The sequence below is a fragment of the Vibrio sp. 10N.247.310.17 genome (genome assembly GCF_041466605.1).
GTDB lineage: Bacteria > Pseudomonadota > Gammaproteobacteria > Enterobacterales > Vibrionaceae > Vibrio > Vibrio tasmaniensis_A.
The window spans coordinates 33,910-59,943 of sequence record NZ_JBFSTC010000010.1 but is presented as its reverse complement, the minus strand read 5'-3'; the positions used below and the strand labels follow the sequence as shown (position 1 = coordinate 59,943).

Annotated in this window: 21 protein-coding genes; 8 read left to right on the top strand and 13 right to left on the bottom strand. The window is 43.4% G+C overall.

Features of this window, described 5'->3' with window-relative positions:
* Positions 1–65: 65 nt before the first annotated feature.
* The 3 genes from AB6D80_RS05330 to apbC all read right to left on the bottom strand — a co-directional run bounded on the left by AB6D80_RS05330 (position 66) and on the right by apbC (position 4,309).
* Positions 66–2,228: an AsmA family protein gene (locus tag AB6D80_RS05330; protein WP_017102827.1), complete on the bottom strand. Its 2,163-nt coding sequence runs from the start codon at positions 2,226–2,228 to the stop codon at positions 66–68.
* Between the two features lie 106 nt (positions 2,229–2,334).
* A complete protein-coding gene (udk, locus tag AB6D80_RS05325; RefSeq protein WP_004734002.1) occupies positions 2,335–2,976 on the bottom strand; it encodes a uridine kinase in 642 nt (213 codons plus the stop codon).
* 256 nt (positions 2,977–3,232) lie between these two features.
* Positions 3,233–4,309, bottom strand: a complete 1,077-nt coding sequence (apbC, locus tag AB6D80_RS05320) for an iron-sulfur cluster carrier protein ApbC (RefSeq protein WP_009848619.1) — start codon at positions 4,307–4,309, stop codon at positions 3,233–3,235.
* Positions 4,310–4,467: 158 nt separating this feature from the next.
* On the opposite strand from apbC, the gene metG reads away from it, so the two are divergent.
* Positions 4,468–6,528, top strand: a complete 2,061-nt coding sequence (metG, locus tag AB6D80_RS05315; protein ID WP_017102828.1) for a methionine--tRNA ligase — start codon at positions 4,468–4,470, stop codon at positions 6,526–6,528.
* 220 nt (positions 6,529–6,748) lie between these two features.
* On the top strand, positions 6,749–7,228 hold the full coding sequence (locus AB6D80_RS05310; protein ID WP_017099045.1) for a DUF1456 family protein: 480 nt from the start codon (positions 6,749–6,751) through the stop codon (positions 7,226–7,228).
* Between the two features lie 141 nt (positions 7,229–7,369).
* Here the strand turns inward: AB6D80_RS05310 and fadR are convergent, their stop codons facing one another.
* A complete protein-coding gene (gene fadR, locus AB6D80_RS05305; protein ID WP_009848622.1) occupies positions 7,370–8,209 on the bottom strand; it encodes a fatty acid metabolism transcriptional regulator FadR in 840 nt (279 codons plus the stop codon).
* Positions 8,210–8,850: 641 nt separating this feature from the next.
* Between fadR and nhaB the strand changes: the two genes are divergently transcribed.
* Together nhaB and dsbB are read left to right on the top strand one after the other, a co-directional pair.
* Entirely contained in the window at positions 8,851–10,443 is a 1,593-nt protein-coding gene (gene nhaB / locus AB6D80_RS05300; RefSeq protein ID WP_009848623.1) for a Na(+)/H(+) antiporter NhaB, read from the top strand.
* Positions 10,444–10,574: 131 nt separating this feature from the next.
* Positions 10,575–11,099, top strand: a complete 525-nt coding sequence (gene dsbB / locus AB6D80_RS05295) for a disulfide bond formation protein DsbB (protein WP_009848624.1) — start codon at positions 10,575–10,577, stop codon at positions 11,097–11,099.
* A gap of 73 nt (positions 11,100–11,172) precedes the next feature.
* On the opposite strand, the gene AB6D80_RS05290 is transcribed toward dsbB, so the two are convergent.
* Positions 11,173–11,793, bottom strand: a complete 621-nt coding sequence (locus tag AB6D80_RS05290) for an SEC-C metal-binding domain-containing protein (RefSeq protein WP_012603553.1) — start codon at positions 11,791–11,793, stop codon at positions 11,173–11,175.
* A 218-nt stretch (positions 11,794–12,011) separates the two neighbouring features.
* Here AB6D80_RS05290 and AB6D80_RS05285 point away from each other — a divergent pair, with 218 nt between their 5' ends.
* Both AB6D80_RS05285 and dusC read left to right on the top strand, forming a co-directional pair.
* Positions 12,012–12,554 (top strand): prepilin-type N-terminal cleavage/methylation domain-containing protein, encoded by a 543-nt coding sequence (locus AB6D80_RS05285; RefSeq protein ID WP_009848626.1) that lies wholly within the window; start codon positions 12,012–12,014, stop codon positions 12,552–12,554.
* Between the two features lie 70 nt (positions 12,555–12,624).
* On the top strand, positions 12,625–13,581 hold the full coding sequence (dusC, locus tag AB6D80_RS05280; RefSeq protein WP_372187922.1) for a tRNA dihydrouridine(16) synthase DusC: 957 nt from the start codon (positions 12,625–12,627) through the stop codon (positions 13,579–13,581).
* A 43-nt stretch (positions 13,582–13,624) separates the two neighbouring features.
* Here dusC and AB6D80_RS05275 read toward each other — a convergent pair whose 3' ends face one another.
* The 3 genes from AB6D80_RS05275 to yfbV form a co-directional block, all read right to left on the bottom strand.
* Positions 13,625–15,091 (bottom strand): sensor domain-containing diguanylate cyclase, encoded by a 1,467-nt coding sequence (locus AB6D80_RS05275; RefSeq protein WP_017102829.1) that lies wholly within the window; start codon positions 15,089–15,091, stop codon positions 13,625–13,627.
* A 251-nt stretch (positions 15,092–15,342) separates the two neighbouring features.
* Positions 15,343–16,308 (bottom strand): ABC transporter substrate binding protein, encoded by a 966-nt coding sequence (locus AB6D80_RS05270; protein WP_017099048.1) that lies wholly within the window; start codon positions 16,306–16,308, stop codon positions 15,343–15,345.
* Between the two features lie 309 nt (positions 16,309–16,617).
* Complete coding sequence (gene yfbV / locus AB6D80_RS05265) at positions 16,618–17,070, bottom strand: terminus macrodomain insulation protein YfbV (protein ID WP_017099049.1); 453 nt, start codon at positions 17,068–17,070, stop codon at positions 16,618–16,620.
* A 341-nt stretch (positions 17,071–17,411) separates the two neighbouring features.
* Here yfbV and AB6D80_RS05260 point away from each other — a divergent pair, with 341 nt between their 5' ends.
* Together AB6D80_RS05260 and pta are read left to right on the top strand one after the other, a co-directional pair.
* The gene (locus AB6D80_RS05260) at positions 17,412–18,608 is read left to right on the top strand and encodes an acetate kinase (protein WP_017099050.1); all 1,197 of its coding nucleotides are present in this window, start codon (positions 17,412–17,414) and stop codon (positions 18,606–18,608) included.
* A gap of 146 nt (positions 18,609–18,754) precedes the next feature.
* Positions 18,755–20,920 (top strand): phosphate acetyltransferase, encoded by a 2,166-nt coding sequence (gene pta / locus AB6D80_RS05255; RefSeq protein ID WP_029224061.1) that lies wholly within the window; start codon positions 18,755–18,757, stop codon positions 20,918–20,920.
* 93 nt (positions 20,921–21,013) lie between these two features.
* Here pta and AB6D80_RS05250 read toward each other — a convergent pair whose 3' ends face one another.
* The 5 genes from AB6D80_RS05250 to oppB form a co-directional block, all read right to left on the bottom strand.
* Complete coding sequence (locus tag AB6D80_RS05250) at positions 21,014–21,952, bottom strand: glutathione S-transferase family protein (protein WP_372187920.1); 939 nt, start codon at positions 21,950–21,952, stop codon at positions 21,014–21,016.
* Between the two features lie 193 nt (positions 21,953–22,145).
* Positions 22,146–23,132 (bottom strand): murein tripeptide/oligopeptide ABC transporter ATP binding protein OppF, encoded by a 987-nt coding sequence (gene oppF, locus AB6D80_RS05245; protein ID WP_004734019.1) that lies wholly within the window; start codon positions 23,130–23,132, stop codon positions 22,146–22,148.
* Positions 23,129–24,100 carry an ABC transporter ATP-binding protein gene (locus AB6D80_RS05240; protein WP_017078105.1) on the bottom strand — a complete coding sequence of 324 codons (972 nt, stop codon included), beginning with the start codon at positions 24,098–24,100 and terminating at the stop codon, positions 23,129–23,131. The genes oppF and AB6D80_RS05240 overlap by 4 nt, the downstream gene beginning before the upstream one ends.
* 42 nt (positions 24,101–24,142) lie before the next feature.
* Positions 24,143–25,045: an oligopeptide ABC transporter permease OppC gene (oppC, locus tag AB6D80_RS05235; RefSeq protein ID WP_004734021.1), complete on the bottom strand. Its 903-nt coding sequence runs from the start codon at positions 25,043–25,045 to the stop codon at positions 24,143–24,145.
* A gap of 15 nt (positions 25,046–25,060) precedes the next feature.
* The gene (gene oppB / locus AB6D80_RS05230) at positions 25,061–25,981 is read right to left on the bottom strand and encodes an oligopeptide ABC transporter permease OppB (RefSeq protein WP_004734022.1); all 921 of its coding nucleotides are present in this window, start codon (positions 25,979–25,981) and stop codon (positions 25,061–25,063) included.
* Positions 25,982–26,034: the final 53 nt, after the last annotated feature.

Here is a 26,034-nt window from a genome sequence, read left to right as displayed (position 1 = left end):
ACAAAAGCGCCATTCCTCGTAATAAGGAATGGCGCTATTTATATGCTATTTATTTAAAATGGCGATTAGTTAAACAAGCCTTTGAGTAAACCATTGACTGCATCTCTAGTTTTCTCATCTTTGATCTTGTCACCGTATTTTTCTTCAAGTTTCTTAATACCGCGATCAATCTCTTTTTCAGCTTTCTGTTTCAACACATCATCAAAAACAAGCCCAAATTTCGGGTCAGCCCACTGGCCGGTTACCTTAATTGGAATCGTCACATCTTTGAGATCATCAATGCTCTTACCACCCTGGCCTTCAAGCGAACCAACAATTGACGTGCGAACCAGGAAGTCGACCGTTTCATTGATGAAGTTTGCTTTACCTTGACCTGTCACGCGTAAAAGAGGCGACTGTGCCGATAAGTCGTTCGTTGAAACCCAACCTTTATCAACCTTGAGTGTTGCTTTCATTGCACTAAAATCTGTCTTTTGAGACTCATCTTTGCTTTCGACTTTTTCGCCTTTGATCTTAGCGTAGTTTTCTCTAATCAGTTGCGCGATGTTGATGCCATTAACCGCACCATCTTCAAAGTTAATCGCAATAGTACCTACCAAGTTCTTCTTGATTCCTGTTGGCGTCAAGCTCTTACCTTTAACGTTAACATCGATATTACCGGTACCTTCCAGCGTATCGTTGTTCGCTACGTCAACCAGTAACGGTTGTACTTTTACGCCTTTAATCTTTTTCTTAGCCGTGTAAGTCGCAGGCGTCTTGCGTGCATCTAATCGTGCTGTTGCCGAGATAGAGCCTTGGTAAAGATTCGAGGTAAACGATGTCAGATCTGCGATACCACGGTTAACTGAGAACGCCGTTTTCACGTTCTGCATTTTTGCGTTGTTCGCCTTGAACTTATCGATTGTGATATTACCTTTCACATCGAGCGTTTTCAGAGCTGACAGATCAGGTTCTACTTCTTTCGCAGGAGCCGAGTTATCTGAACTTGACGTCGAAGAAGCTGTAGTATTTGAAGTTGAGCCACCAGCAGAATCAGAAGGCGCAGCGCTCGCTGTTTCTTCTGTATTACCTAGGCCTAAGAACTCATCTAAATCGATGTTCGGGCTATGAAGAGAAAAACGAACCTTTGGTATTTCAGATAAAGTGATGTCCGCTTTACCGTCTAGTGCGATAGCGTTAGCTTGCAGCTTCTCTAGCACAAAGCTCAAGTGACTCTTCGTTAGATCAAAGCTTAAGTCAGACAGCATATCCACTTTCATTGGTGATTGAGGAAGCGTTTCACCTTTGAATGTTGAGTCTAATGTTAACTTGTTCAGTGTAACTTTTGAGATCGCGCTATCGACAGTTAAGTCACCGCCACCTTTAAGATCAAGGTCAAGACCAGCAGCATTACCAATCACCGCATAAGTCAGTTGGTTAACCTTATCGAACTCAAACGTATTTAAGCCAATCTTCGCTGACTCGATCGACGTTGGTGGATCATTGAACTTCGCATTAAGGTCAATATTTCGTAATGCGTAGCTTGCAAAGCCTTCCGCTAATTTGAATTCAGCACTGCCATTTGCAGAGAACTTCTGTTGGTTGTTTTCACCAGAAGCCGCAAATGTCGCGGTCGTCCATGTATCAACGGCAAACTCAGAAAGACTCAAAGACACATCGTATAGCTTAGTGAATGAACCTGCTTGCTTGTCGTCCATCTCAAACAATGCGTTTGAGACTGTTACACCTGCAAGATTGATCGTCCAGCCAGATGTGTCTGTAGAAGTTTGCTCTTGAGGCGCCGGTGTTGCTTCAGAACTTGTATCCGCTGCAGGTTCAGACTCCTTAGGAGCAGACACTTGTGTGAGCGCATCGATGTTCTTGCGACCATCTTTAAGCGTTTCTAAATAAAATTCTGCACCATCTAGAGTGATATTGCCGATCTCTAGTTGATTGCTAAATAGCGGAGTAACCGAAACATCAACGCCAACCGTATCAACCTTAAACAGGTTTGGTTGAGTGAACCCTTCAGGGTTACGTAATTCAGTTTGACCAAGTTCGAAGCCAATAGATGGGAAGAATTGCCAACTGATATCACCCTCGATCACGAGCTCTAGGCCTGTGTGTTTTTGGGCTTGTTCGACAATTAATGGCTTAAATTGGTTGGGATTCACTAACAGCACTAGTGCCAGAATTGCTGCAACGACAACAAACACTGGTACAGCTATGAAAATGAGTAGTTTCTTCATCCGCATATTCCTTGCTTAGATTCCAAAAGAAAGTGGCACTATAAAAGTGCCACTGATTCGGTAAAAAATAAAGCTAAGTGAGTCACTTAGGCAAAATTTTGTTCGATTAAGACTTCAACAACTTCGCAATATGCGCTTTTAGCACATCAATCGCAATACGGTTTTTACCACCACGAGGAACGATGATGTCTGCATGTTGTTTTGAAGGCTCGATAAACTGCATGAACATTGGGCGTACTGTTTCTTGGTATTGTTTAAGTACCGTATCCATTGTTCGACCACGCTCTTCTACATCACGCTTAACACGACGTAGTAGACAGATGTCCAACGGTGTATCCATAAATACGCTTGCGTGCATTAGTTTACGAAGACGCGGGTCTGTCAGAAGCAGAATACCTTCTAAAATGATCACTTTCTTAGGAGTAAGTGTAGTCGTTTCAGAAGTGCGTGTGTGCTCTGTGTAGCTGTATTCAGGAACTTCTACGGCATTGCCACTCATTAGCTGCTGTAGATGTTCGCATAAAAGGTCATGATCTAGTGCATTTGGGTGGTCGTAGTTAGTTTTAACTCGCTCTTCCATACTCAAGTGACTTTGGTCGCTGTAATAGCAATCTTCCGTGATAACACCAATTTGATGGTCGCCTACTTTTTCGCGCAGCTCATTATAAATTGTACTCGCGATCAGGCTTTTTCCTGAAGCTGAAGCGCCAGCGATACCTACGATGACACATTGATTATTATCAGACATTAATTTGCACCCGATATGGTTTGGTGGTGGGAATAGATAAACCGCCTGATTATAGGGGCTAAAGCATATAGATTCTAGTCGCGATGTTAGCTAATTGCAGTCAAATTGATGATCTCAATACATTTACTTAAAACAATCGTTTGCTTTCAAATAACTTAAATACAACTATATGCACAACCCCTATGGCTATCCACCTAATCCAACCGTTGTTTATCTCACCCAAACGTGATTTACACACCTTTGTGATCAGCCATTGCTATTCAACCATCGAGAAGTTAATCGCCTCTGGTCTCGCCTTACCAGTCCAGAACATCTTCGCAGCCACGTTCTCAGCAAGCTCTAAGTAATGACGCGTGTGTTCACTGTCTGGACGACGTATAACGGTTGGGCAACCTGCATCAATATCTTCCCGTACATCAATGTGCAGCGGAATTTGCGCTAAGATATCGAGGTAAAACTCTTCTGACATGGCTTCCGCGCCACCAGCGCCAAAGATATGCTCTTTCTCGCCACAGTGGCTACAGATATGGTAGCTCATGTTTTCCACTAAGCCTGCCACTGGCACGCTCACTTTATCAAACATCGCCACACCTTTACGCGCATCGGCTAATGCCAAATCTTGAGGGGTGGTCACCACAACCGCGCCCGTCACTGGGATCTGCTGCGAAAGCGTTAGCTGAATATCACCCGTACCCGGTGGCATGTCGATAACAAGGTAATCCAATTCTGGCCATACGGTTTCATTCACGAGCTGACCTAACGCCTTAGCCGCCATTGGACCACGCCAGATAGCTGCATCATCTTTTGATACAAGGTAACCGATAGAATGCGTAAAAATGCCGTGCGCCTCGATTGGCATCATCCATTTGTTGTTCTGCACTTCTGGTTTTGCGTCTAGCTGACCGAGCATCATCGGCACAGATGGACCATAGATATCCGCATCCAACAAGCCCACTTTTGAACCTGACTTAGATAACGCAAGCGCAAGGTTTACCGAAGTTGTCGATTTACCCACCCCACCCTTTGCCGACGTCACGGCGATAATGTTCTTAACGCCCTTCAAAGGTGTCGCGACTGTTGTTTCTAGCGCAGACGGCTTCACTTTTACTTCAAACTGAAAAGCGCTAACAAGTTGCTGTTCAATCTGGGAGTGGATCCACTGTTCCAGTTCAACCGCGAGCTGATTGGCAGCAAAAGGCAAGGTAATAACAAATGACCCACGCGGATCAACCGATACAATATTTTGGTGTAGCGCCCACTCTGGGATGAGGATTGGTGACTCGAACTCATTCAACCATGAACAGAAATCTTGCTTAGAAGTAAAGTTACGCATTGGGGCTCCTTTTTTTATTTATGCTATCACCCACGAGATGAAGACTGAACCCCTAAAAAACTAGGGGAATCCTTTGTCTGATACCTTGGCGTATCACACGTTATAAAGTAGTATTACCTCTCAAAATTTATACCTATCAAAAAAGCGAATTATTAAGTATGGCAACTGATCCAAGACAACTTTTGGTAACTTGTGCGCTTCCGTACGCTAACGGCTCTATTCACCTTGGTCATATGCTTGAGCATATCCAAGCTGATATCTGGGTTCGATACCAGCGTCTACGTGGCAACACTGTAAACTTCATCTGTGCTGACGATGCTCACGGCACGCCAATTATGCTTAAAGCTCAACAGATGGGTATCACGCCAGAAGAGATGATCGCTGCTGTTAGTGAAGAGCACCAAAAAGACTTCGCTGGCTTTGATATCAGCTTTGATAACTACCACAGCACACATAGCGAAGAGAACCGTGAACTGGCTTCTCACATCTATCTCGAACTTAAAAAGAACGGCTTCATTTCTAGCCGTACTATTTCTCAGCTTTTCGATCCTGAGAAAGAGATGTTCCTACCAGACCGCTTCGTAAAAGGTACTTGCCCTAAGTGTAAGTCAGAAGACCAGTATGGTGATAACTGTGATAACTGTGGTGAGACATACAGCCCAACTGAGCTAATTAGCCCTAAATCAGCGGTTTCTGGCGCAACTCCAGTAATGAAAGATTCTGAGCACTTCTTCTTCGATCTGCCTCAGTTCGAAAGCATGCTAAAAGAGTGGACTCGTTCTGGCTCTCTACAGAATGAAACTGCAAACAAAATGCAGGAATGGTTCGAGTCTGGCCTGCAACAGTGGGATATCTCACGTGATGCACCTTACTTCGGTTTCGAAATCCCAGGCGAGAAAAACAAATTTTTCTACGTTTGGCTAGACGCTCCTGTTGGCTACATGGCTTCTTTCAAGAACCTATGTGACAAGCGCGACGATCTCAACTTTGACGAGTACTGGAAGAAAGACAGCACAACTGAGCTTTACCACTTCATCGGTAAAGACATCGTTTACTTCCACAGCCTATTCTGGCCTGCAATGCTAGAAGGCGCTGGTTTCCGTAAGCCAAACAACGTATTCGTACACGGCTACGTAACGGTGAACGGTGCGAAAATGTCTAAGTCGAAAGGCACATTCATTAAAGCAAGTACGTACTTAAATCACCTAGACCCTGAGTGTCTACGCTACTACTACGCTGCGAAACTAAACAGCCGTATCGATGACCTTGACCTTAACCTTGAAGACTTCACTCAACGTGTAAACGCGGATGTAGTAAACAAGATTGTTAACCTAGCGTCTCGTAACGCAGGCTTCATCACTAAGCGTTTCGAAGGCAAGCTTTCTGCTGAATTTGCAGAACCAGAACTTTACAACGAATTCGTTGCTGCTGCAGAGCGTATCGGTCAGCTATACGAAACTCGTGAGTTCAGCCGCGCTATCCGTGAAATTACTGCACTAGCTGATAAAGCTAACCAGTACATCGACGAAAAAGCACCTTGGGTTCTTGCAAAAGAAGAAGGTAAAGAGAAAGAGCTTCAAGAAGTTTCTTCTGTCGGTATTAACCTATTCCGCGTGCTAATGGCTTACCTGAAACCCGTTATGCCAGAGCTTGCGGCTCGCACTGAGGCTTTCCTAAACGAAGAACTAACGTGGGAAGCGATTGCTACACCGCTAACTGATCACGAAATCACTAAGTTCAAAGCGCTGTTTAGCCGTATTGATCCGAAGAAAGTGGAAGCAATGATCGAGTCTTCCAAAGAAGATGCAGCCGCAGAAGCAGCTGCGAAAGAAAAAGCAGAAGCTGAAAAAGAGCAAGCAAGCCAAACTGAGCTAGACAAAGAGCCAATCGCAGACGAGATTGAATTCGATGCCTTTGCAGCAGTCGATATGCGTATTGCTCGTATTATCTCATGTGAAGAAGTACCAAAAGCGAACAAGCTACTGAAGTTCCAACTGGACATCGGTGGTGAAACTCGCCAAGTATTCTCTGGTATCAAGTCAGCGTACAAACCTGAAGAGCTAGAAGGCAAGCTAACTGTCATGGTAGCAAACCTTAAACCTCGTAAGATGAAGTTTGGTATGTCTGAAGGCATGATCCTAGCTGCTGGTCCTGGTGGCAGTGACTTGTGGATCCTTGAACCACACGAAGGTGCTCAACCTGGCATGCGTGTAATGTAGCTCTGGCTTCAGTCAGATAACAAGCACTCATAGCGAAATCCCTAATGCACTTTTAACTTGAATGAGTTGATAAGCATTGGGGATTTTTTATATCTACCGAAAATAAGCGTTCTCTGTTAGAGTCGCCGTCAACTATGCTATGTAGAGTAGAAATTTGTTTGCCGACAATAACGGGCTAACCAACACCTTTTACTCTTCAAACCCTTTTTAGGAATCCCCAGTGACTAACAACGAAATCTTGCGTCGTATTCAACACGCGCTAAACCTTAAAAATGCACAGATCATTAAAGCTATCGAGCAAGCTGATGTGACCGTTGCTCATGACCAAGTGATTAATTGGCTAAAAGACGACAACGACAAGTCATGCTCTAAGATGAAAGATAAAGAGTTAGCGGTATTCCTAAATGGTTTTATCAATATTAAGCGTGGCAAAAAAGAAGGTGTTCAACCTAAACCTGAAGTTGCTCTGACTAACAACATGATTTTCATGAAGCTGCGTATTGCGTTGAACATGAAAGCAGAAGATGTATTAGATATATTAGAAGTGGTAGGCATCAGCCTAAGTAAGTACGAGATTGGTGCCTACTTCCGTAAGCCAGAGAACAAGAACTACAAAGTATGTGAAGACCAACTACTTTGCGATTTTCTAAATGGCGTGCAATTTACTAACCGTCCAGACTCAGAAGAGTTTGCAGGGTAAGTTACTGCCTATTGATACGTTTTCACCAACTATCAATAAATAAAAAGCGGCGAGATAATTTGATTATCTCGCCGCTTTTTCGTTTCTTTACGTCGTTTACTCAATAAGTAAAACAACCGAACAATACTTTTATGAAAAGACTTAGCTGTCGTCTTCAGTAAAGTTTGTCGGTAACGTTGTCTTCATCTCGTTCCAAATCTGTGCGCTTGCGATACCGTAGTTACGAATCACAAGTGGTAAATTCTCACGCTCACCGCTTTCACAAATAACAAACAAGTTTTTGTAGAACTCCATGGCTAAACGACGAGCTTCTGGGTTAGAGAAGTAGTAGCTGCCAACACGGTCGTACAACTTACGAACACCATTGAAGATCAGGCCATAAATTTGGTTACCTGAATGGAATGCTAAACGTTGGAAAAGCATGTAATCGTAGAAGTTAAAAGTTTTAGCAATTAAGATCGTTTGACGCTTCGCTTCATCTTTTTCTACGTCTTCTTTCACCGATTGTTTGATCTTGTCAGCATATGGCGACGATTCTAAGAATTCATCCCAAGTAGGTGCCGCAAGTAAAGATTCACAAGATTCAATTACGTTAGTAATCGTACGCTCTGAAGCCTCTTTATTTGCTTTGAATGCATAACGCATAAAGATAGGGCTGATGTTAGTACGAGCAGCAAGCAGGTCTTCTACCATTTTACTTGCGTTATCAACGTCCAACGTCATTAATGTATCAAGGATATGAAGACCTGACGTTTCCATAAACTGATTAACTTTAGTTGGCTTACCGTGTTGGATTGTCAACCAACCATCACGAGCAAGACGCTGAAGTACTTCACGAAGCGTAGTACGTGTAACACCAATCAGCTCAGAAAGCTCACGCTCTGCGGGCAAGATAGAACCTGGAGCGAAACGGCCATTCCAAATACTTTCAATGATATACTTTTCTGCAAATCCTGCCGGGCTCTTTGCCTTAATGACCATCTACACTTCAATCCAATTTAATTATTTTGTTCTAATTTACTCATCATACCACTAGTTAACACCCTGCGGAAATACCCCCAAAAAATTTTACTCACTCAAAACCCAAGTAGAGTTAAAACTCTAAAGTTCAGCACACGTTTGCACTCAAGGTTTGGATAGCAAGCGACTACAAACCATCATTTAAACAAACCATTAACACAACAAATTCTTTTTAAAATCAATGAGATTGGTCATATTTTTAAATCTATTAATTTGCAATATTAAGTTGTAATAATCATATATAAGCCGTCGTTATTCTGTAAATTTTAATCATTTCGCTGAAATATTGATTCTAGTCGGTTTTTATCACATTTTAAGTGGTATGCTTGCGCTACTTTGATCGCGTTTCTCAACAAAAAAGAGGTATTTTTAGTGCTACAGGGGTTTTCCTGTTGACTAAATGTTATCTAAGAGTAGAGTTGCGCTCAAAAATAAGCAGTGCTTGAGTTTCTAAGGGAGTGACTTGGCAAGACCACAGAACATTACATGGAATGTAGTTTTTCTAAGTCACTGTTAGTTATAGGTTTTAACTAAATCTACAGCTCGATTCTCAAAATGTTGTATTGCTTGTCTATTCATAATCAACATAAAAGAGTATTAACATGCCGATGTCTCTCGGAAACGCTTTTATCAAAAACTTCCTTGGTAAAGCTCCTGATTGGTATAAACTTGCCATCATTTCCTTTTTAATCATCAACCCGTTTGTTTTTTTCCTAGTTGACCCATTTGTTGCGGGGTGGCTATTAGTGGTTGAGTTTATTTTCACTCTAGCTATGGCTCTAAAGTGCTACCCTCTCCAACCCGGTGGCTTATTGGCAATTCAAGCCGTCGCCATTGGCATGACTAAACCAGAAATGGTTTATCATGAGCTACAAGCAAACCTACCAGTATTACTCTTACTCGTATTCATGGTTGCTGGCATCTACTTCATGAAAGAACTACTTCTGTTCATTTTTACGAAGATCCTGCTCGGTATCCAATCCAAAATTCTACTCTCTGTCGCTTTCTGTGTCGCCGCAGCATTCTTGTCTGCCTTCCTAGATGCGCTGACAGTAATCGCCGTAGTCATTAGCGTTGCAGTGGGCTTCTACTCTATCTACCACAAGGTTGCATCAGGTAAGGGCACAACGTCTGCGCACGATCATACTCATGATGAAGAGATCTCTGAGCTAACACGTGATGACCTTGAAAACTACCGCGCATTCTTACGTTCACTACTTATGCACGCCGGTGTTGGTACTGCTCTGGGTGGTGTAATGACCATGGTAGGTGAACCACAAAACTTAGTAATTGCTAAGCAAGCGGGTTGGGAGTTCGGTGAATTTATTATCCGCATGCTGCCAGTTACACTGCCTGTTTTCTTCTGTGGTATTTTAACTTGTGCACTTGTCGAGAAATTCAAAGTGTTTGGCTACGGTGCAGAGCTGCCAAATAACGTTCGCCAAATCTTAGTTGAATTTGACAACAAAGAACGCGCAAACCGTACAAAACAAGATGTAGCTAAACTATGGGTTCAGAGTGCAATCGCAGTTTGGCTTATTGTTGGCCTTGCGCTTCACGTCGCTGAAGTCGGTTTGATTGGCCTTTCAGTGATCATCTTAGCTACAGCGTTTACAGGTGTAATTGAAGAGCACTCGATGGGTAAAGCTTTTGAAGAAGCACTGCCATTTACCGCACTTCTTGCCGTCTTTTTTGCGGTTGTTGCTGTAATCATCGACCAGGCTCTATTTAAGCCAGTAATCGATGCTGTACTTCACGTTGAAGATAAAGGCGCACAGCTCGCACTCTTCTACGTAGCCAACGGTATCTTGTCGATGGTTTCTGACAACGTATTCGTCGGTACGGTTTACATCAACGAAGTTAAAACAGCTCTGGTTGAAGGCGTCATCACTCGCGACCAATTTGATCTGCTTGCTGTTGCTATCAACACAGGTACCAACCTACCTTCTGTTGCTACGCCAAACGGCCAAGCTGCATTCCTATTCCTATTAACGTCAGCACTTGCTCCGTTAATTCGACTGTCTTACGGCCGCATGGTCATCATGGCTTTGCCATATACTCTCGTATTAGCACTTGTTGGCCTTGCCGGTATTGTGTTCTTCGTAGAACCGATGACAGCATGGTTCTATGATGCAGGTTGGATCATTCACCGTACGGGTGAAGTGGTAGCTCCAGTTATCTCCGGTGGCCACTAACCCGGACTTCTATCGCTAAACACAATAGGTGCATCTAACTAATCAAAAATATTAGTTGATTAGGAAACTTATCCAAGATAAAAAGCTCTGAGTAATCAGGGCTTTTTTATTTTATTGACAGGATTAAATTCGTGAACTTTTTTGCAATGCTCAAAGACTTCTCTAAGGGACGTTTATCTTGGCTTTTACTGCTGGCTTTTATTGTCTTTTTTGAAGCATGTGCTCTTTTCTTTCAGCACGTGATGATGCTTGGCCCTTGCGTAATGTGTATCTACGAGCGCGTTGCTATGCTCGCTATCGGCATCGCAGCAATGATTGGTGCTATTGCCCCGCATAATCCGATTTCACGTTGGCTAGGTCTACTTGGTTGGGGGTTAGGTGCGTATAAAGGGTTGATGCTTGCTTTAGAGCACGTTGACTACCAGTTTAACCCATCTCCTTTCGCTACCTGTGACCTGTTCGTGACCTTCCCTAGCTGGGCACCTCTAAACCAATGGGCTCCGTGGATGTTTGAGGCCTACGGCGACTGCAGCAAGGTTGTATGGCAGTTCTTAGAACTTTCAATGCCTCAATGGCTAGTGATTATCTTCGCGGGTAACTTGGTTGCTTTCGGTTTTGTAGTGATTTCTCAATTCGTTAAATCGAAGAATGACTAACAATTAGCACATCATGTTAAGAAACGAAAAAGTCGACATTACGTCGACTTTTTATTATCTATTAACAATGCAATTAAGATTTTTTACCACAGCACTGTTTAAACTTTTTACCACTTTCACACGGGCAAACATCATTTCGGCCGATGCCCTTAAACGGATTCACACTTTGAGATTTATTTCCGAGCATCGCTTCATCCGCTGCTAGCGCAACTTCTGTCACCATCAAATCGACTTGCCCGACGAGATCATTCAAAGTTGGCGGGGTTTCTAATCCAGCTGCTTTCATTTGCTCGATTGTCTGTTCTTCATCAATCGCCAGCATGAATGTTGTTAACATTGCTTGTAGCATGCGTAATGTGCCATCTGCGATTGACGTTTCCTGCCACTGTTCTTCAATCGTCGGCCAGACCATCATAAAACCTTCAGAAAAATCGGCTAGCTGTTCAGCAAAATTATCTGCATCAAGCACTTCTGTAAGCAAATATTCACTTCGCTGAATGAGGTTATGTTGGCGATTAATTTGCTCGGTGACTTGAGGAACGAAGTCCTGACCAGTTTCAGGAATAGCTATAGGTAACCAAGCCTCTGGATCAAGAGGTTTAGTTGCAAGGTTAGATGCAAATATAGCACCTTCTACAAACTGGGCTGTTACGTCGTTAATTGAGTCAGGAAGACTCAATAATTGATACTTCATATTACTTCACTAGTCGGTCAATTCTGTTGTCTCCATTATACCCACAAGGCTAACAATTAGTAATTATTCGTATAGCTCTATGATTAATTACACCTACCAGTAGCCACGCAAACATTATCTTTAGTTCAATTCAGCAAACTAAACTTATTTCATTTTGAAAATTTAAGTTTGAAGTGTAAAAGAGTCATTGAAATATTTAGTTATATATAGAATACATTATGAAACAACACCAAAATGGTTTTACTTTGATAGAGCTAGTCTCTGTCGTCGTTATTTTAGGCATACTTGCCGTTACCGCAGCTCCTCGCTTTCTAAATTACCAACGCGATAGCCATGAAGCTATAGCTCAAGGTGCTTTTTCTTCTTTTCGAACTGCGGTTAACCTTTACCACTCACAGTGGCTTGTTGATGGAGAGCCTGATTTTAATCAAGATGTCGATTATGGTGAAGGCAGCGTTTATCCTTCATCGACTGGTTTTCCAATCGCTGTTGATCAACTACCGATTAATTCGGGGACTGCAATTAGAGGGAGTGACTGCGCAAGGCTTTGGCGGGCGCTCATGAATACTGACCTCACCGTTAGAGATCACGGTAGCTCAGTATTCCCTTCAGAAGAACCGATCGTTGCTTGGTATACATCAGATCCAAGCTGCTATTACTACTACACTGATGGTTACTCGCTAGGCGAAGATTTACCAAGGCTCAACTACTTCCCTCTAACCGGTGAAATAACTGTTACGTCAGATTCACCTAGCTCATAGTGACAAGCTTTTAACTTGCCCGTACAATCACGCGTCTTAATTTTCGATCCATTCAGTTTCGGTAAAGCAAATGCGAGTAATACTTGGCCCTATGGAGGGCGTTTTAGACCATCTAATGCGTGAAATTCTCACAGAGATCAATGATTACGATCTCTGTGTGACGGAATTTGTGCGCGTAGTTGATCAACTTCTTCCTCCGCATGTTTTTCACCGTATTTGCCCTGAATTGCATCAAGGCTCTCAAACCATGGCTGGTGTTCCAATCCATCTCCAGCTTCTAGGACAACACCCAAATTGGATGGCCGAGAATGCTTTTCAAGCTGCTAGTTTAGGCGCTAAAGGCATTGATCTTAATTTTGGTTGCCCTGCAAAAGCGGTAAACAAAAGTAATGGCGGTGCGTCACTGCTAAAAGAACCAGAACTCATCTATCAAGTGGTGAAGTCTTGTCGAGATGCGGTGCCAGCACACATTCCCGTATCTGCAAAAATTCGATTGGGTTGGGAGCACCCGGAAGAGTGCTTTGAAATTGTCGACGCTATCGAACAAGCAAAGGCAGACGAACTCACTGTGCATGCAAGAACCAAAGTTGGCGGCTATAAAGCCAGCGAAATTAAATGGGATTACATCAATCAAATAAGAGAAAAAACGTCTCTACCTTTGATTGCTAATGGGGAAATCTGGAACTATCAAGATGGTCAAGATTGCATAGAAGCCACTGGCGTCGATTCATTGATGGTCTGTCGTGGCGCTTTCAACATTCCAAATCTTGGCAACGTCGTTAAGCACAACCACCCAAGAATGCCGTGGAATAAAGTCATCGAACTTTTGCTACGCTATTCAGAGTTTCAAATAAAAGGGGACAAAGGCATGTACTACCCCAATAGAGTGAAGCAGTGGTTTGTTTATCTAAGTAAAGGCTACCCTGAAGCGAACGAACTATTTAAAGAAATTCGCACTTTCAAGAAAGCGCCACCTATTGTGGAGCGCCTTCAGCGTTATCAAGAGGAACATCGCCAAACTGTGTGAGTTAGTTCCCCTTCTTCTCTAACATAGAAGTTCAATAGCGTGGTTAAAATACGATGCGGTCTTTACCTGTCGTCTTAGCCACGTACAACTTTTCATCCGCGTGTTTGAATATCTCTTCAAAGCTTAGGTTATTATGCTCAGCTTCAGTAATACAAACACCACCAGAGACAGTAAAACCATTAGGTACAATGTTAGCTGAGTTTGCACAGACAGCATTTTTAACACGCTCTAATGTCCTCATTAACGTTTCACGATCATCACCTTTAAGATAAACGACAAACTCTTCACCACCAAACCTTGCTGCTACATCACTACTTCGAATGCTATTACTTATCTGGCGGGACATGTAGCGAATAACATCATCCCCTTTGTCATGCCCAAAGGTATCATTAATCAACTTGAAATTATCAATGTCAAATACAGTCAAGGCGAATAACTGGTCATGCTCCACACTGCGCCAAAAAGCTTCCAATCCTCTGCGATTTAGCAGCCCGGTCATCGGATCTTTAGCTGCTAGCTCTTTGAAGTAACCACGTTCAATATTGGAGTTAACGAAGAAAAAGAGCGTTACAGAGAATAGATATACGATGATAGCGACAATCAGACTGTCTTTCTCGTAGACAAAAAAGTGCTCTACCTCTTTGGCAAAATCTAATTCGTAGTACATCGCGTGATGAGAGGTGACTCCTTCCAGTTGTATCGCGCGATAGAAAGTAGCGCTATCAACCGGATTAACCAAGGTGGTATCAATAATATCGATTCTACCGGCTAAGTGCTCATTCGAACTCGCAAGCAATTTACTGGCGTCAATCTCAACAGAAAGCATTCCTTGATGTATCCCCTTATGAAACACCGGAATCGTCATGCTTATCATACGGTCAAGAGAGTCAAATCGATACGCAGGACCCGTTAAAGTCAATTGTTCTGGATTGTTGGCGGTTCTTTGCCAATACGGGCGGCTTTTTATGGTCGAAAGTAGTTCTTTCCCTAGCTCTTTAGCAAAGTCTTCTGGCGAAGAGATCACATACCCACGAGTATCAATAAAGTGTACGCCGTTGTGATATTCATCAAGCTGGGACAAAAATGAAAGAATTGGCGCGAGAGCAATTTTTTCTGACGCACTTTTATAGCTATCACTGGTTTCATTACAAAGGGGTTCTTGACCAACCAACATATAGTCGATATCGACAGAGGGGATATCTGCGGTTTTTCCGTCAGCAAGAAGTAATACGTCAATGGGCCAAATTCGGCAAAGACCATCAACCACTTGCTTATTGTGATCAAGGAAAAGAGGGTTTCCTGATTTGTAGTAATTAGAGAAGCTGTAATCTAGAGCGGTAACAATTTTGGTCGTTCGTTTAAACACTTCTTCAATACGCTGAAACTCACTGCTGATGTCTTTTTCAACCGCATCAAAATAATTTTTTCCTATCAGCCCAAGTAACATGGTCGCGATCACAGCGGGAAAGCCGAAGACAAAGGTAAGGCTAAAGTGCCTATTTACTTTCATAGAATGTGCTCTTAGCGCTCAGTTATTTTCATTAGTTCCATTAATATTATGACATTAATCGACAGCCCTCTCGATGTAAAATAATGTAAGTTGGTATTAACGATGCACCTATCGGGTAAATAACTACTTAAAAATGAATAAAATAGATCGCAGCTAATGGTGAGAGTCGACTAATGTTGTTCATTATGATGGTTTAAGTCCCTGTTAACAAAGTGACTTATCAAACATGATTTTTTTGATGTAAATACCTATTAACGACTGACTATCGCACGATCAACCACAGACTTAGGTAGCGTCAAACCAAGCATACGAGCGGCATCTAGGTTAACTACCAACTGAGAGCTTTGAGCCGTTTTAACACTCAACTTCCCTGGTTTTTGTCCGTCCAAAATAGCGGCCACATAATCAGCGGTCTGCACCCCAACGTCATAGTAATCTAGACCTAACCCAGCTATTGCTCCCTTGCCAACATAAGACGTTGCTCCTGCAACCACGGGTGTGCCAGCTTGGTTTGCTGCATTTATAAGTCCTTCAATACCGCTTGCCACCGTGTTATCGGTTAGCGCGTAGATAACATCAGATTTTTTAGCCACGGATGCTGTTTTTTCTTCTACATCATCGATAGTCAACGCTTTAGCAGTATGCAAAGTAAAGCCAAAGTCTCGTGTAGACTGCTTTAACAGCCCTACTAAAGCAACAGCATTTGCCTCTGCTGGGTTATAAACCACACCGACTGAAACTGCATTGGGGAGTAGCTCTTTAATAAGAGATACATGTTGGGAAATAGGTGATAAGTCAGAAAGGCCCGTGACATTTCGTCCCGGCTGCTCCAATTGTTTAACAAGTCTTGCTCCGATAGGGTCTGTCACCGCGGTGAACACAATCGGGATCGTTCGAGTCGCTGAAACCAACGCTTGAGAGGTCGGTGTCGCGATGCCAACTAATACATGAGGGTTCTCACTAACTAACTCTCTGGCTATTTTTGCTGCCTGAACGGGATTGCCACCAGCCATTTCATAAGAAAACTCTAAATTTTTACCCGGTTCGTAACCTTTTGCTCTCAATCCTTCAAGAAGTCCTAGACGTGTTGCATTCAGATCTGGATGGTCAACAACTTGTGAAACCGAAACTTTGGCAACGTTCGCCATGACATTGCTTGTCCATAGCAACAACAGACAACTTACGACCGCTGCCAATACCTTTTTTACAGAACTCATTATCGCTCCCTGAATCAAGCTCTGCTCATTATTGCTCGCTCAAAGAGAACAACATCACTATTGATATTATTACCTGTAACCATTGATGACTTGAAGTTATATTTAACAAAAACACAACAAGGCTCGAAAAATGCGTGAAATAGTGAAAGGCAGAATTTGAAAAGTAAGAAACTACATGAGTAGTAAGAGAAAAAAGGAATGAGGGGGAGCGAGATGAATAAAAACGAAGTGAAAATATTAAAGTCAAACCTGAGAACAAACCATCAATGAAGAATAGTTGCTCTCAGACAAGAGGAGAGTTGAAACTCATTAGAACCAACGTTCCATTGAGGATTTATCTAGCTGACGAAATGCGCGATTTAAAATGATCGCCAATTCTTTATAACGAGGGCGCGACTTCATTGGCTCTAACGCAAAACCCGTTTCAGTGATCTTCTCATGAAGTTCGCGATACCACGAGACTAGCGCAGGTGGAAGTTGTGTGTTTGAGCGATTACCTAACCACCACATGCCTTGAAGCGGTAAGCTGATTGCAAACAAAGCCATGACCACAGCTTGTGGCATCGCTTGGTAATTATTAAAGACCATTTGTGTAAGAACACTAATAGCAGCAATCGCAGGCATCACTTTCACGCCAAAACGGGTCGCTTTAATAATGCGCTGTTCTGGGAAGATCGCGTTTAACTCTTTTCGGACGGGCCAGAGATCCATGTACTTTTGGCCATCTTTTAAACTACTAGCTAAACCAACTCTATTGCTCATATGAGTCTCCCATTAAAAAAAAGTTGAAATCATCAACTAAAAACACAAAAATTTGACGAAAAATAATATTCTTTCAAATTTTTTTGTTATATTTGCACAATATCGCTATTATTTGCAGGCCTCAATCTCATTGTTGCCCTTATTTACAATTTAAGCAACTTTGAGAAGACTTCTGCAAGGAATGCACAAGCCTCTTTTTGATAAAGAGCGCTTTCACTTTATACGGAAATTAACGTTTTTTTGACCAAGGTTAGTACGCAAGCCTATGTGCTTCGACTATTCTTGAGATTAATTTTCATCCTTAACTGATTTCGATCAGAAAAATAAACAGGTAGTCATTAATGTCTAAGCTAGTTTTAGTTTTAAACTGTGGTAGTTCTTCTCTTAAATTTGCTGTAGTTGACGCAGTATCTGGTGACGAGCATCTAACAGGTCTTGCAGAATGTCTGCATCTTCCTGAAGCTCGTATCAAGTGGAAACTTGATGGTAAACACGAAGCTCAACTAGGTAATGGCGCAGCACACGAAGAAGCACTAGCCTTCATGGTAGAAACTATTCTTGCTTCTAAGCCAGAACTTTCTGAAAACCTTGCAGCAATCGGTCACCGTGTTGTGCATGGTGGTGAAAACTTTACTTCATCAGCACTAATCACTGATGAAGTAATTAAAGGTATCGAAGATGCAGCGACTTTCGCTCCTCTTCACAACCCTGCGCACCTTATCGGTATTAAAGCAGCTCAAAAATCATTCCCAGCACTAAAAAACGTTGCTGTATTTGATACTGCTTTCCACACGACAATGCCAGAAGAAGCTTACCTATACGCGCTTCCATACAACCTATACACAGATCACGGTATTCGTCGTTACGGTGCACATGGTACATCTCACCTATTTATTACTCGTGAGTGTGCCACGCTTCTAGACAAACCTATTGAAGAAGTTAACATCATTAACTGTCACCTAGGTAACGGCGCATCTGTTTGTGCAGTCAAGAATGGCCAATCTGTAGATACTTCTATGGGCCTTACTCCTCTTGAAGGTCTTGTAATGGGTACTCGCTGTGGCGACCTTGACCCTGCTGTTATGTTCCACCTACATGACAAACTTGGCATGAGCGTTGATGAAATCAACACAATGTTCACTAAAGAGTCTGGCCTACAAGGTCTAACTCAAGTAACTTCTGACTGTCGTTTCGTTGAAGACAACTACGGCGAGAAAGAAGAAGCTACTCGTGCAATGGACGTATTCTGTCACCGTCTAGCTAAATACGTTGCAAGCTACACTGCAACCCTAGAAGGTCGCCTTGACGCTATCGTATTCACTGGTGGCATCGGTGAAAACTCAGCGCCAATCCGTGAAATGGTTCTTAACCGTCTTGCATTCTTCGGTATCGAAGTAGATAGCGCAGCTAACCTTAAAGCTCGTTTCGGCGGCGAAGGTACTATCACGACTGAAAACAGCCGTGTACCAGCAATGGTTATCTCTACTAATGAAGAGCTAGTGATTGCAGAAGATACAGCTGAACTAGCAGGTCTTTAATCGAATTTTCTGACTAGCTTCACTCGACGCTAGTCAGATTTTTATCTAAGAAAAATGGGGCTCAACTTTTATTCCTACCCCTATATAAATGTTGGTAGGAACAGGAGTTGAGCTTTTTTCATTCCAATAGTTAAAGGTACTCCTCAATGTCCCGTACTATTATGCTTATCCCTACAAGCGCTGGTGTTGGTCTTACTAGTGTAAGCATGGGTGTTCTTCGCGCGATGGAGCGCAAAGGCGTAAGTGTTTCGTTCTACAAACCAATCGCTCAACCTCGTAGCGGTGGCGATCAACCAGATCTAACATCAACTATCATTAGCACAAACAGCGACATCAAGATTGGTGAACCAATTGCGATGACTAAAGCTGAAGCGTTGATCGGTAGTGAAAAAATGGATGTACTTCTTGAATCTGTTGTTGAGCAATACAACAAAATCAACAAAGACGCTGAAGTAACGCTAATCGAAGGCCTAGTCCCTACTCGTAAGCACCCGTTTGCAAACCAAGTGAACGCAGAAATCGCAAAAACGCTTGGCGCAGAGATCGTATTCGTTGCGACTCCTGGTACTGACAACCCTACGCAACTTAAAGAGCGTATCGAAGTAGCATGTTCTAACTTCGGCGGTACAAAAAACAAGAATATCAAAGGCGTAATCATCAACAAGCTTAATGCTCCTGTTGATGAAGCTGGTCGTACTCGCCCTGACCTATCTGAAATCTTTGATGATGCAGACAGCGCTCAGCAAGCGAACCTTGAAGTAATGCAAATCTTCAATTCTAGCCCTATCCGTGTTCTTGGCTGTGTGCCATGGAGCATCGACCTAATCGCAACTCGTGCGGTTGATATGGCTAAGCACCTTAACGCTGAAATCGTTAACGAAGGTGAAATCTCAACTCGTCGTATTAAGAGCATCACTTTCTGTGCACGTTCTCTACCGCACATGATTGAGCACTTCAAGCCAGGTTCACTGCTAGTAACTTCTGCAGACCGTCCTGACGTTATCGTTGCTGCGGCTCTTGCTGCGAAAAACGGTGTTGAGATTGGCGCAATCCTACTGACTGGCGGTTACGACATTCCAGAAAGCATTGCTAACCTTTGCGCACCAGCATTCGCTTCAGGTCTACCGATCTTCAAAGCTCAAGGTAACACTTGGCAGACGTCTCTAAACCTACAGAGCTTCAACCTAGAAGTTCCTGCTGACGATAAAGAGCGTATCGAGTTCGTTAACGATCACGTTGCAAGCCACATTGATGGCCCTTGGATTGATTCTCTATCTGAAGGTACTCAAGGCATCCGTCGTCTAAGCCCACCAGCATTCCGTTACCAGCTAACTGAATTTGCTCGTAAAGCGGCTAAGCGCATCGTTCTTCCTGAAGGTGACGAGCCACGTACAGTTAAAGCTGCGGCTATCTGTGCTGAGCGCGGTATCGCAACGTGTGTACTTCTAGGTAACCCTGAAGAAATCCGTCGCGTTGCAGCGCAGCAAGGTGTTGAGCTTGGCGCTGGCGTTGAGATCATCGATTCTGCATCAGTTCGCGAAAACTACGTAGCTCGTCTAGTAGAACTTCGTGGCGCTAAAGGCATGACTGAAGTTGTTGCTCGTGAGAAGCTAGAAGACTCAGTATTCCTAGGTACTATGATGCTTGAAGCTGGCGAAGTTGACGGCCTAGTTTCTGGTGCTGTTCACACAACGGCGAACACTATCGTTCCTCCGTTCCAGATCATCAAGACTGCTCCTGATGCTTCTATCGTATCTTCAATCTTCTTCATGCTTCTGCCTGATCAAGTGCTTGTATACGGTGACTGTGCGATCAACCCAGATCCAACAGCTGAACAGCTTGCTGAAATCGCTATCCAATCTGCAGATTCTGCTGCGGCATTCGGTATCGACCCACGCGTTGCTATGATCTCTTACTCTACTGGTGAATCTGGTAAAGGTGCAGACGTAGATAAAGTGCGTGAAGCAACCAAACTTGCTCAAGCGAAACGTCCTGATCTAGTGATCGACGGTCCTCTTCAGTACGACGCAGCAATCATGGAAAACGTAGCCGCTTCTAAAGCGCCTAACTCTCCAGTTGCAGGTAAAGCGACAGTATTCGTATTCCCAGACCTAAACACGGGTAACACGACTTACAAAGCGGTACAGCGTTCAGCAGATCTAGTGTCTATCGGTCCAATGCTTCAAGGTATGCGCAAGCCAGTAAATGACTTGTCTCGTGGCGCTCTAGTAGACGATATCGTTTACACAGTAGCTCTAACGGCTATCCAAGCAGACCAAGCAGCTCAAGCTGAAGAAAAAGTAATTAACTAATTTTTCTTTTGTAGAAAGCAAAAAACCCTAGATTCTTATCTAGGGTTTTTTTATATCTAACGCTTAAGGTTACTTGATGCTCTTAAGATTAATCTAACCTCGCCCATGGACTGATTCTAAGTCTAGCGCAGGTCCTTTCGGCACAACTTGGGTTGGGTTTATACCTGTATGGCTGTAATAATAGTGGCGCTTGATGTGATAAAAATCGGTCGTCTCTTTAATGCCTTCGACCTGGTAGAGCTCTTTTAAGTAGCCCTGAATATGGACGTAGTCTGAAATTCGCTGCTTGTTACACTTAAAGTGACCAACATACACCGCATCGAATCGAACCAGAGTGGTAAACAAGCGCCAATCTGCCTCTGTAATCTCGTTACCCGCTAGATAACGATGTTCACTAAGATGTGCATCTACTTTGTCTAACGCCTCAAATAACGCGTCATACGCTTCTTCATAAGCTTCTTGTGTCGTTGCAAAGCCAGTACGATAAACGCCGTTATTGATGCTTGGATAGATATACTCGTTCCACTCATCAACCTTCTTAGCCAATTCCCACGGATAGTAATCATCCGTGTTGCCTGTTAACTCATTAAATTCTGAGTTGAACATGCGGATAATTTCAGAGGACTCGTTACTCACGATGGTATTGGTTTTCTTGTCCCATAATACTGGAACCGTCACTCGACCTGAGTAATCAGGTTTGGCTTGAGTGTAAATTTGATGCATACGAGTATGGCCGAATAGAGGTTCAGGTAGCCCCATTTGCCACCCTTCACTCATCATGTCAGGGCAGACTACCGTCACGTCAATATGATCGGTTAGATCTTTAAGTTCACGGAAGATTAAAGTTCGGTGCGCCCAGGGGCAAGCCAATGATATGTATAAGTGATAACGACCGCTTTCCGGCTGAAATTGTGCACCGGCTTTGTTCTCTATCCAGTGACGAAAGCCTGCATCTTCGCGAACAAACTTGCCACCGCTTTCTTTGGTGTCATACCAAACGTCATGCCAAACACCTTCAACTAACTTACCCATATCCAAACCTCTGTCATCCAAACTTTTCTCTATTATAAAAAAAGCCAACTTTTTCAAAACTAGAAGAAGTTGGCTTAGTTGTTCAAATAATTTGATGAAGGTGAAGGTGCTCGAATACGTAAGCATAAAAAAAGCGCAACCTATAAAAAGTTGCGCTTAAGCCTGTCACAGGCTGAACCGTATCAAACGGGTTCTAGACTTGTACGTGCAAGCAAGATACTGCGTGTACGTCATCGCCTTGAATGGTTGGCTTGGTTTGCGCGCAGGCCTCAGTTGCTTCAGGGCAACGAGTACGGAACACACAACCTGATGGTGGGTTGATTGGCGATGGTAAATCACCTTCCAACATCTGAATCGTTTTGCTGCGCTCTAAGCGAGGGTCTGGAATTGGAACTGCAGACATCAATGCTTTGGTATATGGGTGTTTAGGATCTGAGAACAAGGCATCTGATTCACCTAGCTCAACAGCATTACCTAAGTACATCACCAAGACACGGTCAGAAATGTGTTTCACAACCGACAAATCGTGCGCGATGAATACCAAAGACAAACCCAACTCTTTCTGTAGTTCCATAAGAAGGTTAACTACTTGAGCTTGGATAGAAACATCCAGAGCAGAAACCGGCTCATCACAGATGATCATCTTAGGCTTCAAGATAAGTGCACGCGCGATACCGATACGTTGACACTGACCACCAGAGAATTCATGTGGGTAACGGTTGATCACGTTGGGTAGTAAACCAACCTTTGCCATCATCTCCTTAACTCGATCTTTCACTTCCTGTTTAGAAAGCTCTGGATAGAAAGTTTGTAGAGGTTCAGCAATGATGTCTCCAACTGACATACGTGGGTTAAGCGATGCTAGTGGGTCTTGGAAGATCATCTGAATCTCTTTACGAGTCTCACGACGCTTAACTTCCTGCATCTTAGTCAGGTCTTGACCTAACCACATAACTTCGCCTTCAGTTGCCTCAACTAAGCCAATAATTGCGCGTGCAAATGTTGACTTACCACAGCCAGACTCCCCTACTACCCCCAGAGTCTCACCTTCGTAAAGGTGAACATCCACACCATCAACCGCTTTAAGGTTTGATGGTTTCGCCCAAGGCCAAGCAGACTTAGCCGCAATGCTAAAGTGAACCTTAAGGTTTTTAATATCTAATAGTAATTCTTTACTCATTTTGTCCAAGTCTCCCAATCAGAAAAACAAGCACGCTGACGATCTTTCGCAAATGGCTGCAAAATTGGTGCTTCTTGCTTACAACGGTCCATTACCCGATGACAACGATCTTGGTAAGGACAGCCTGTTGGCAGGCGAAGTAAGTTAGGTGGGTTACCTGGAATCGTCGGCAGAATTTCACCTTCGGTATCCAAACGAGGAATTGCTTTAAGCAGGCCTTCCGCATAAGGGTGGCTAGGCTCATAGAATATTTCATCTACTGTGCCGTATTCCATGGTACGGCCAGCGTACATCACTAGTACTTTGTCACAAGAACCGGCAACTACACCCAAATCATGGGTGATCATGATGATTGCTGTATTGAACTCATCTTTAAGCTCGTTCAGCAATTCCATAATTTGCGCTTGAATGGTTACATCCAACGCCGTTGTTGGTTCATCAGCAATCAGTAGTTTTGGACGACATAGCAAAGCCATTGCAATCATCACACGTTGACGCATACCGCCAGAAAATTCGTGTGGATACATGGTAATACGTTTACGTGCCTCAGGGATTTTCACCGCTTCCAGCATGCGTACTGATTCTTCGAACGCTTCCGCTTTGCCCATGCCTTTATGCAGCATAAGCACTTCCATCAACTGATCACATACTTTCATGTAAGGATTCAGTGACGTCATTGGATCTTGGAAGATCATCGCGATCTGTTCAGCGCGAACTTTGTTCAGTGCTTTCTCAGGTAGATTGAGAATCTCATTACCTTCAAACTTTGCACTGCCTGAGATGATGCCGTTCTTAGCCAGCAGTCCCATCAGTGCAAATACCGTTTGAGATTTACCCGAACCCGACTCACCAACAATACCCAGCGTTTCGCCTTGATTGAGTGAGAAGTTCAGGTCGTTTACTGCGGTTACGATACCATCTTGCGTGGTAAATTCGACGCGCAGATCTTTGACATCTAATAAGCTCATTATTGCTTCCTTAATCTTTTATAGCTTTTAATTGCTATTTCTTTATCTGTCTTTTGGATCAAGCGCGTCGCGCAGACCATCACCTACGTAGTTAAAGCAGAACAGCGTAACTACCATGAATGCCGCTGGGAATGCCAGTTGCCAAATAGCAACTTCCATTGTTTGCGAGCCTTCTTGTAACAGCGCGCCCCAACTTGTCATAGGCTCTTGAACACCAAGACCAAGGAAAGATAAGAATGATTCAGTAAGGATCATGCTTGGAATAAGTAGCGTTGAGTAAACCGCAACAATACCCAATACGTTCGGTACGATATGACGTGTAATGATTTTCCATTTACTGACACCACATACGTGCGCAGCCTCAATGAACTCTTTACTACGTAAACTCAACGTTTGGCCACGTACAATACGCGCCATATCGAGCCAAGCAATCGCACCGATAGCAACGAAGATAAGTACGATATTACGACCAAAGAATGTCACCAGTACGATAACTAGGAACATAAATGGCACTGCGTATAGGATCTCTAGGATACGCATCATCACTCGGTCAGTGCGACCGCCAATGAAGCCTGAAGCTGCACCGTAAAGCGTACCAATCAGTACCGCTACGAATGCACCCATCACACCAACCATAAGTGAAATACGGCCACCGATCATCGTACGAACATATAGGTCACGGCCTAAACTGTCGGTACCAAACCAGTGATCAGCATTTGGGCCTACGTGCATTGCGTACCAGTCAGTATCATCGTAAGCATGCTGTGCCAACATAGGTAAGAAGATTACCGATAGCACCATAACAATTAGAATGAACAGACTGATCATTGCGGCTTTGTTACGCATAAAACGAATACGCGCATCCTGCCACAAGCTACGACCTTCAATTTCCAAACTCTCAGAGAATTTTTCGATCGCTTCTAAGTTTTCTTTTTTCTTCAACATAACCATGCGTCCCTGCTAGTAGCGAATTTTCGGGTCAATAAGCGCTAGTAAAATATCAACGATTGCGTTGAACAAGATGAATAGGAAACCAATCAAAATGGTTACACCCATTACTAACGAATAATCACGGTTAAACGCGGCATTAACAAACAGCTTACCAATACCCGGTAGGCCGAAGATGGTTTCAACAACAACTGAACCTGTAATGATACCTACAAACGCAGGCCCCATGTATGAAACAACAGGTAGCATTGCTGGCTTAAGCGCATGTTTAAGAACGATATAACGGTAACTTAGACCTTTAGCTCGAGCTGTACGGATAAAGTTACTGTTTAGGGTTTCAATCATGCTACCGCGAGTGATACGAGCAAAGGTTGCTACGTATAAAAGAGACATCGCGATAACGGGTAGGACGATGTACATGTACGTACCACCGTGCCAACCACCTGCTGGAAATATATGCCAGTGTAGAGAGAATAGGTAGATAAGCGCTGGAGCCAACACGAAGGATGGCATCACCACCCCGAGCATGGCGGTCGACATTATGGTGTAGTCGATCCAGGTGTTGTGCTTCAAGGCGGCAATGGTTCCGACCGTTACCCCCATCAATAATGTGAAGATAAAGGCAACAAAACCTACCTTCGCAGATACTGGAAGCGCAACCGCGATCAGCTCATTTACTGTGTAATCTTGGTATTTAAAAGATGGACCAAAATCACCCTGAAGGATGTTGGTCAAGTACGTGGTGTACTGTTCAAATACAGGTTTATCTAAGCCATATTTAGCTTCGATGTTAGCCATAACTTCTGGCGGTAATGGACGCTCGCTTGAAAACGGGTTACCCGGTGCGAAACGCATGAGAAAGAAAGATATAGTGATCAACACCAACATGGTTGGAATCGCTTCAAATATCCTTTTCATAATGAATTTAAGCATAAACTCACTCTTTCAGTCTGTGACAATTAAAATTAGAAAGACGCTACATGCGC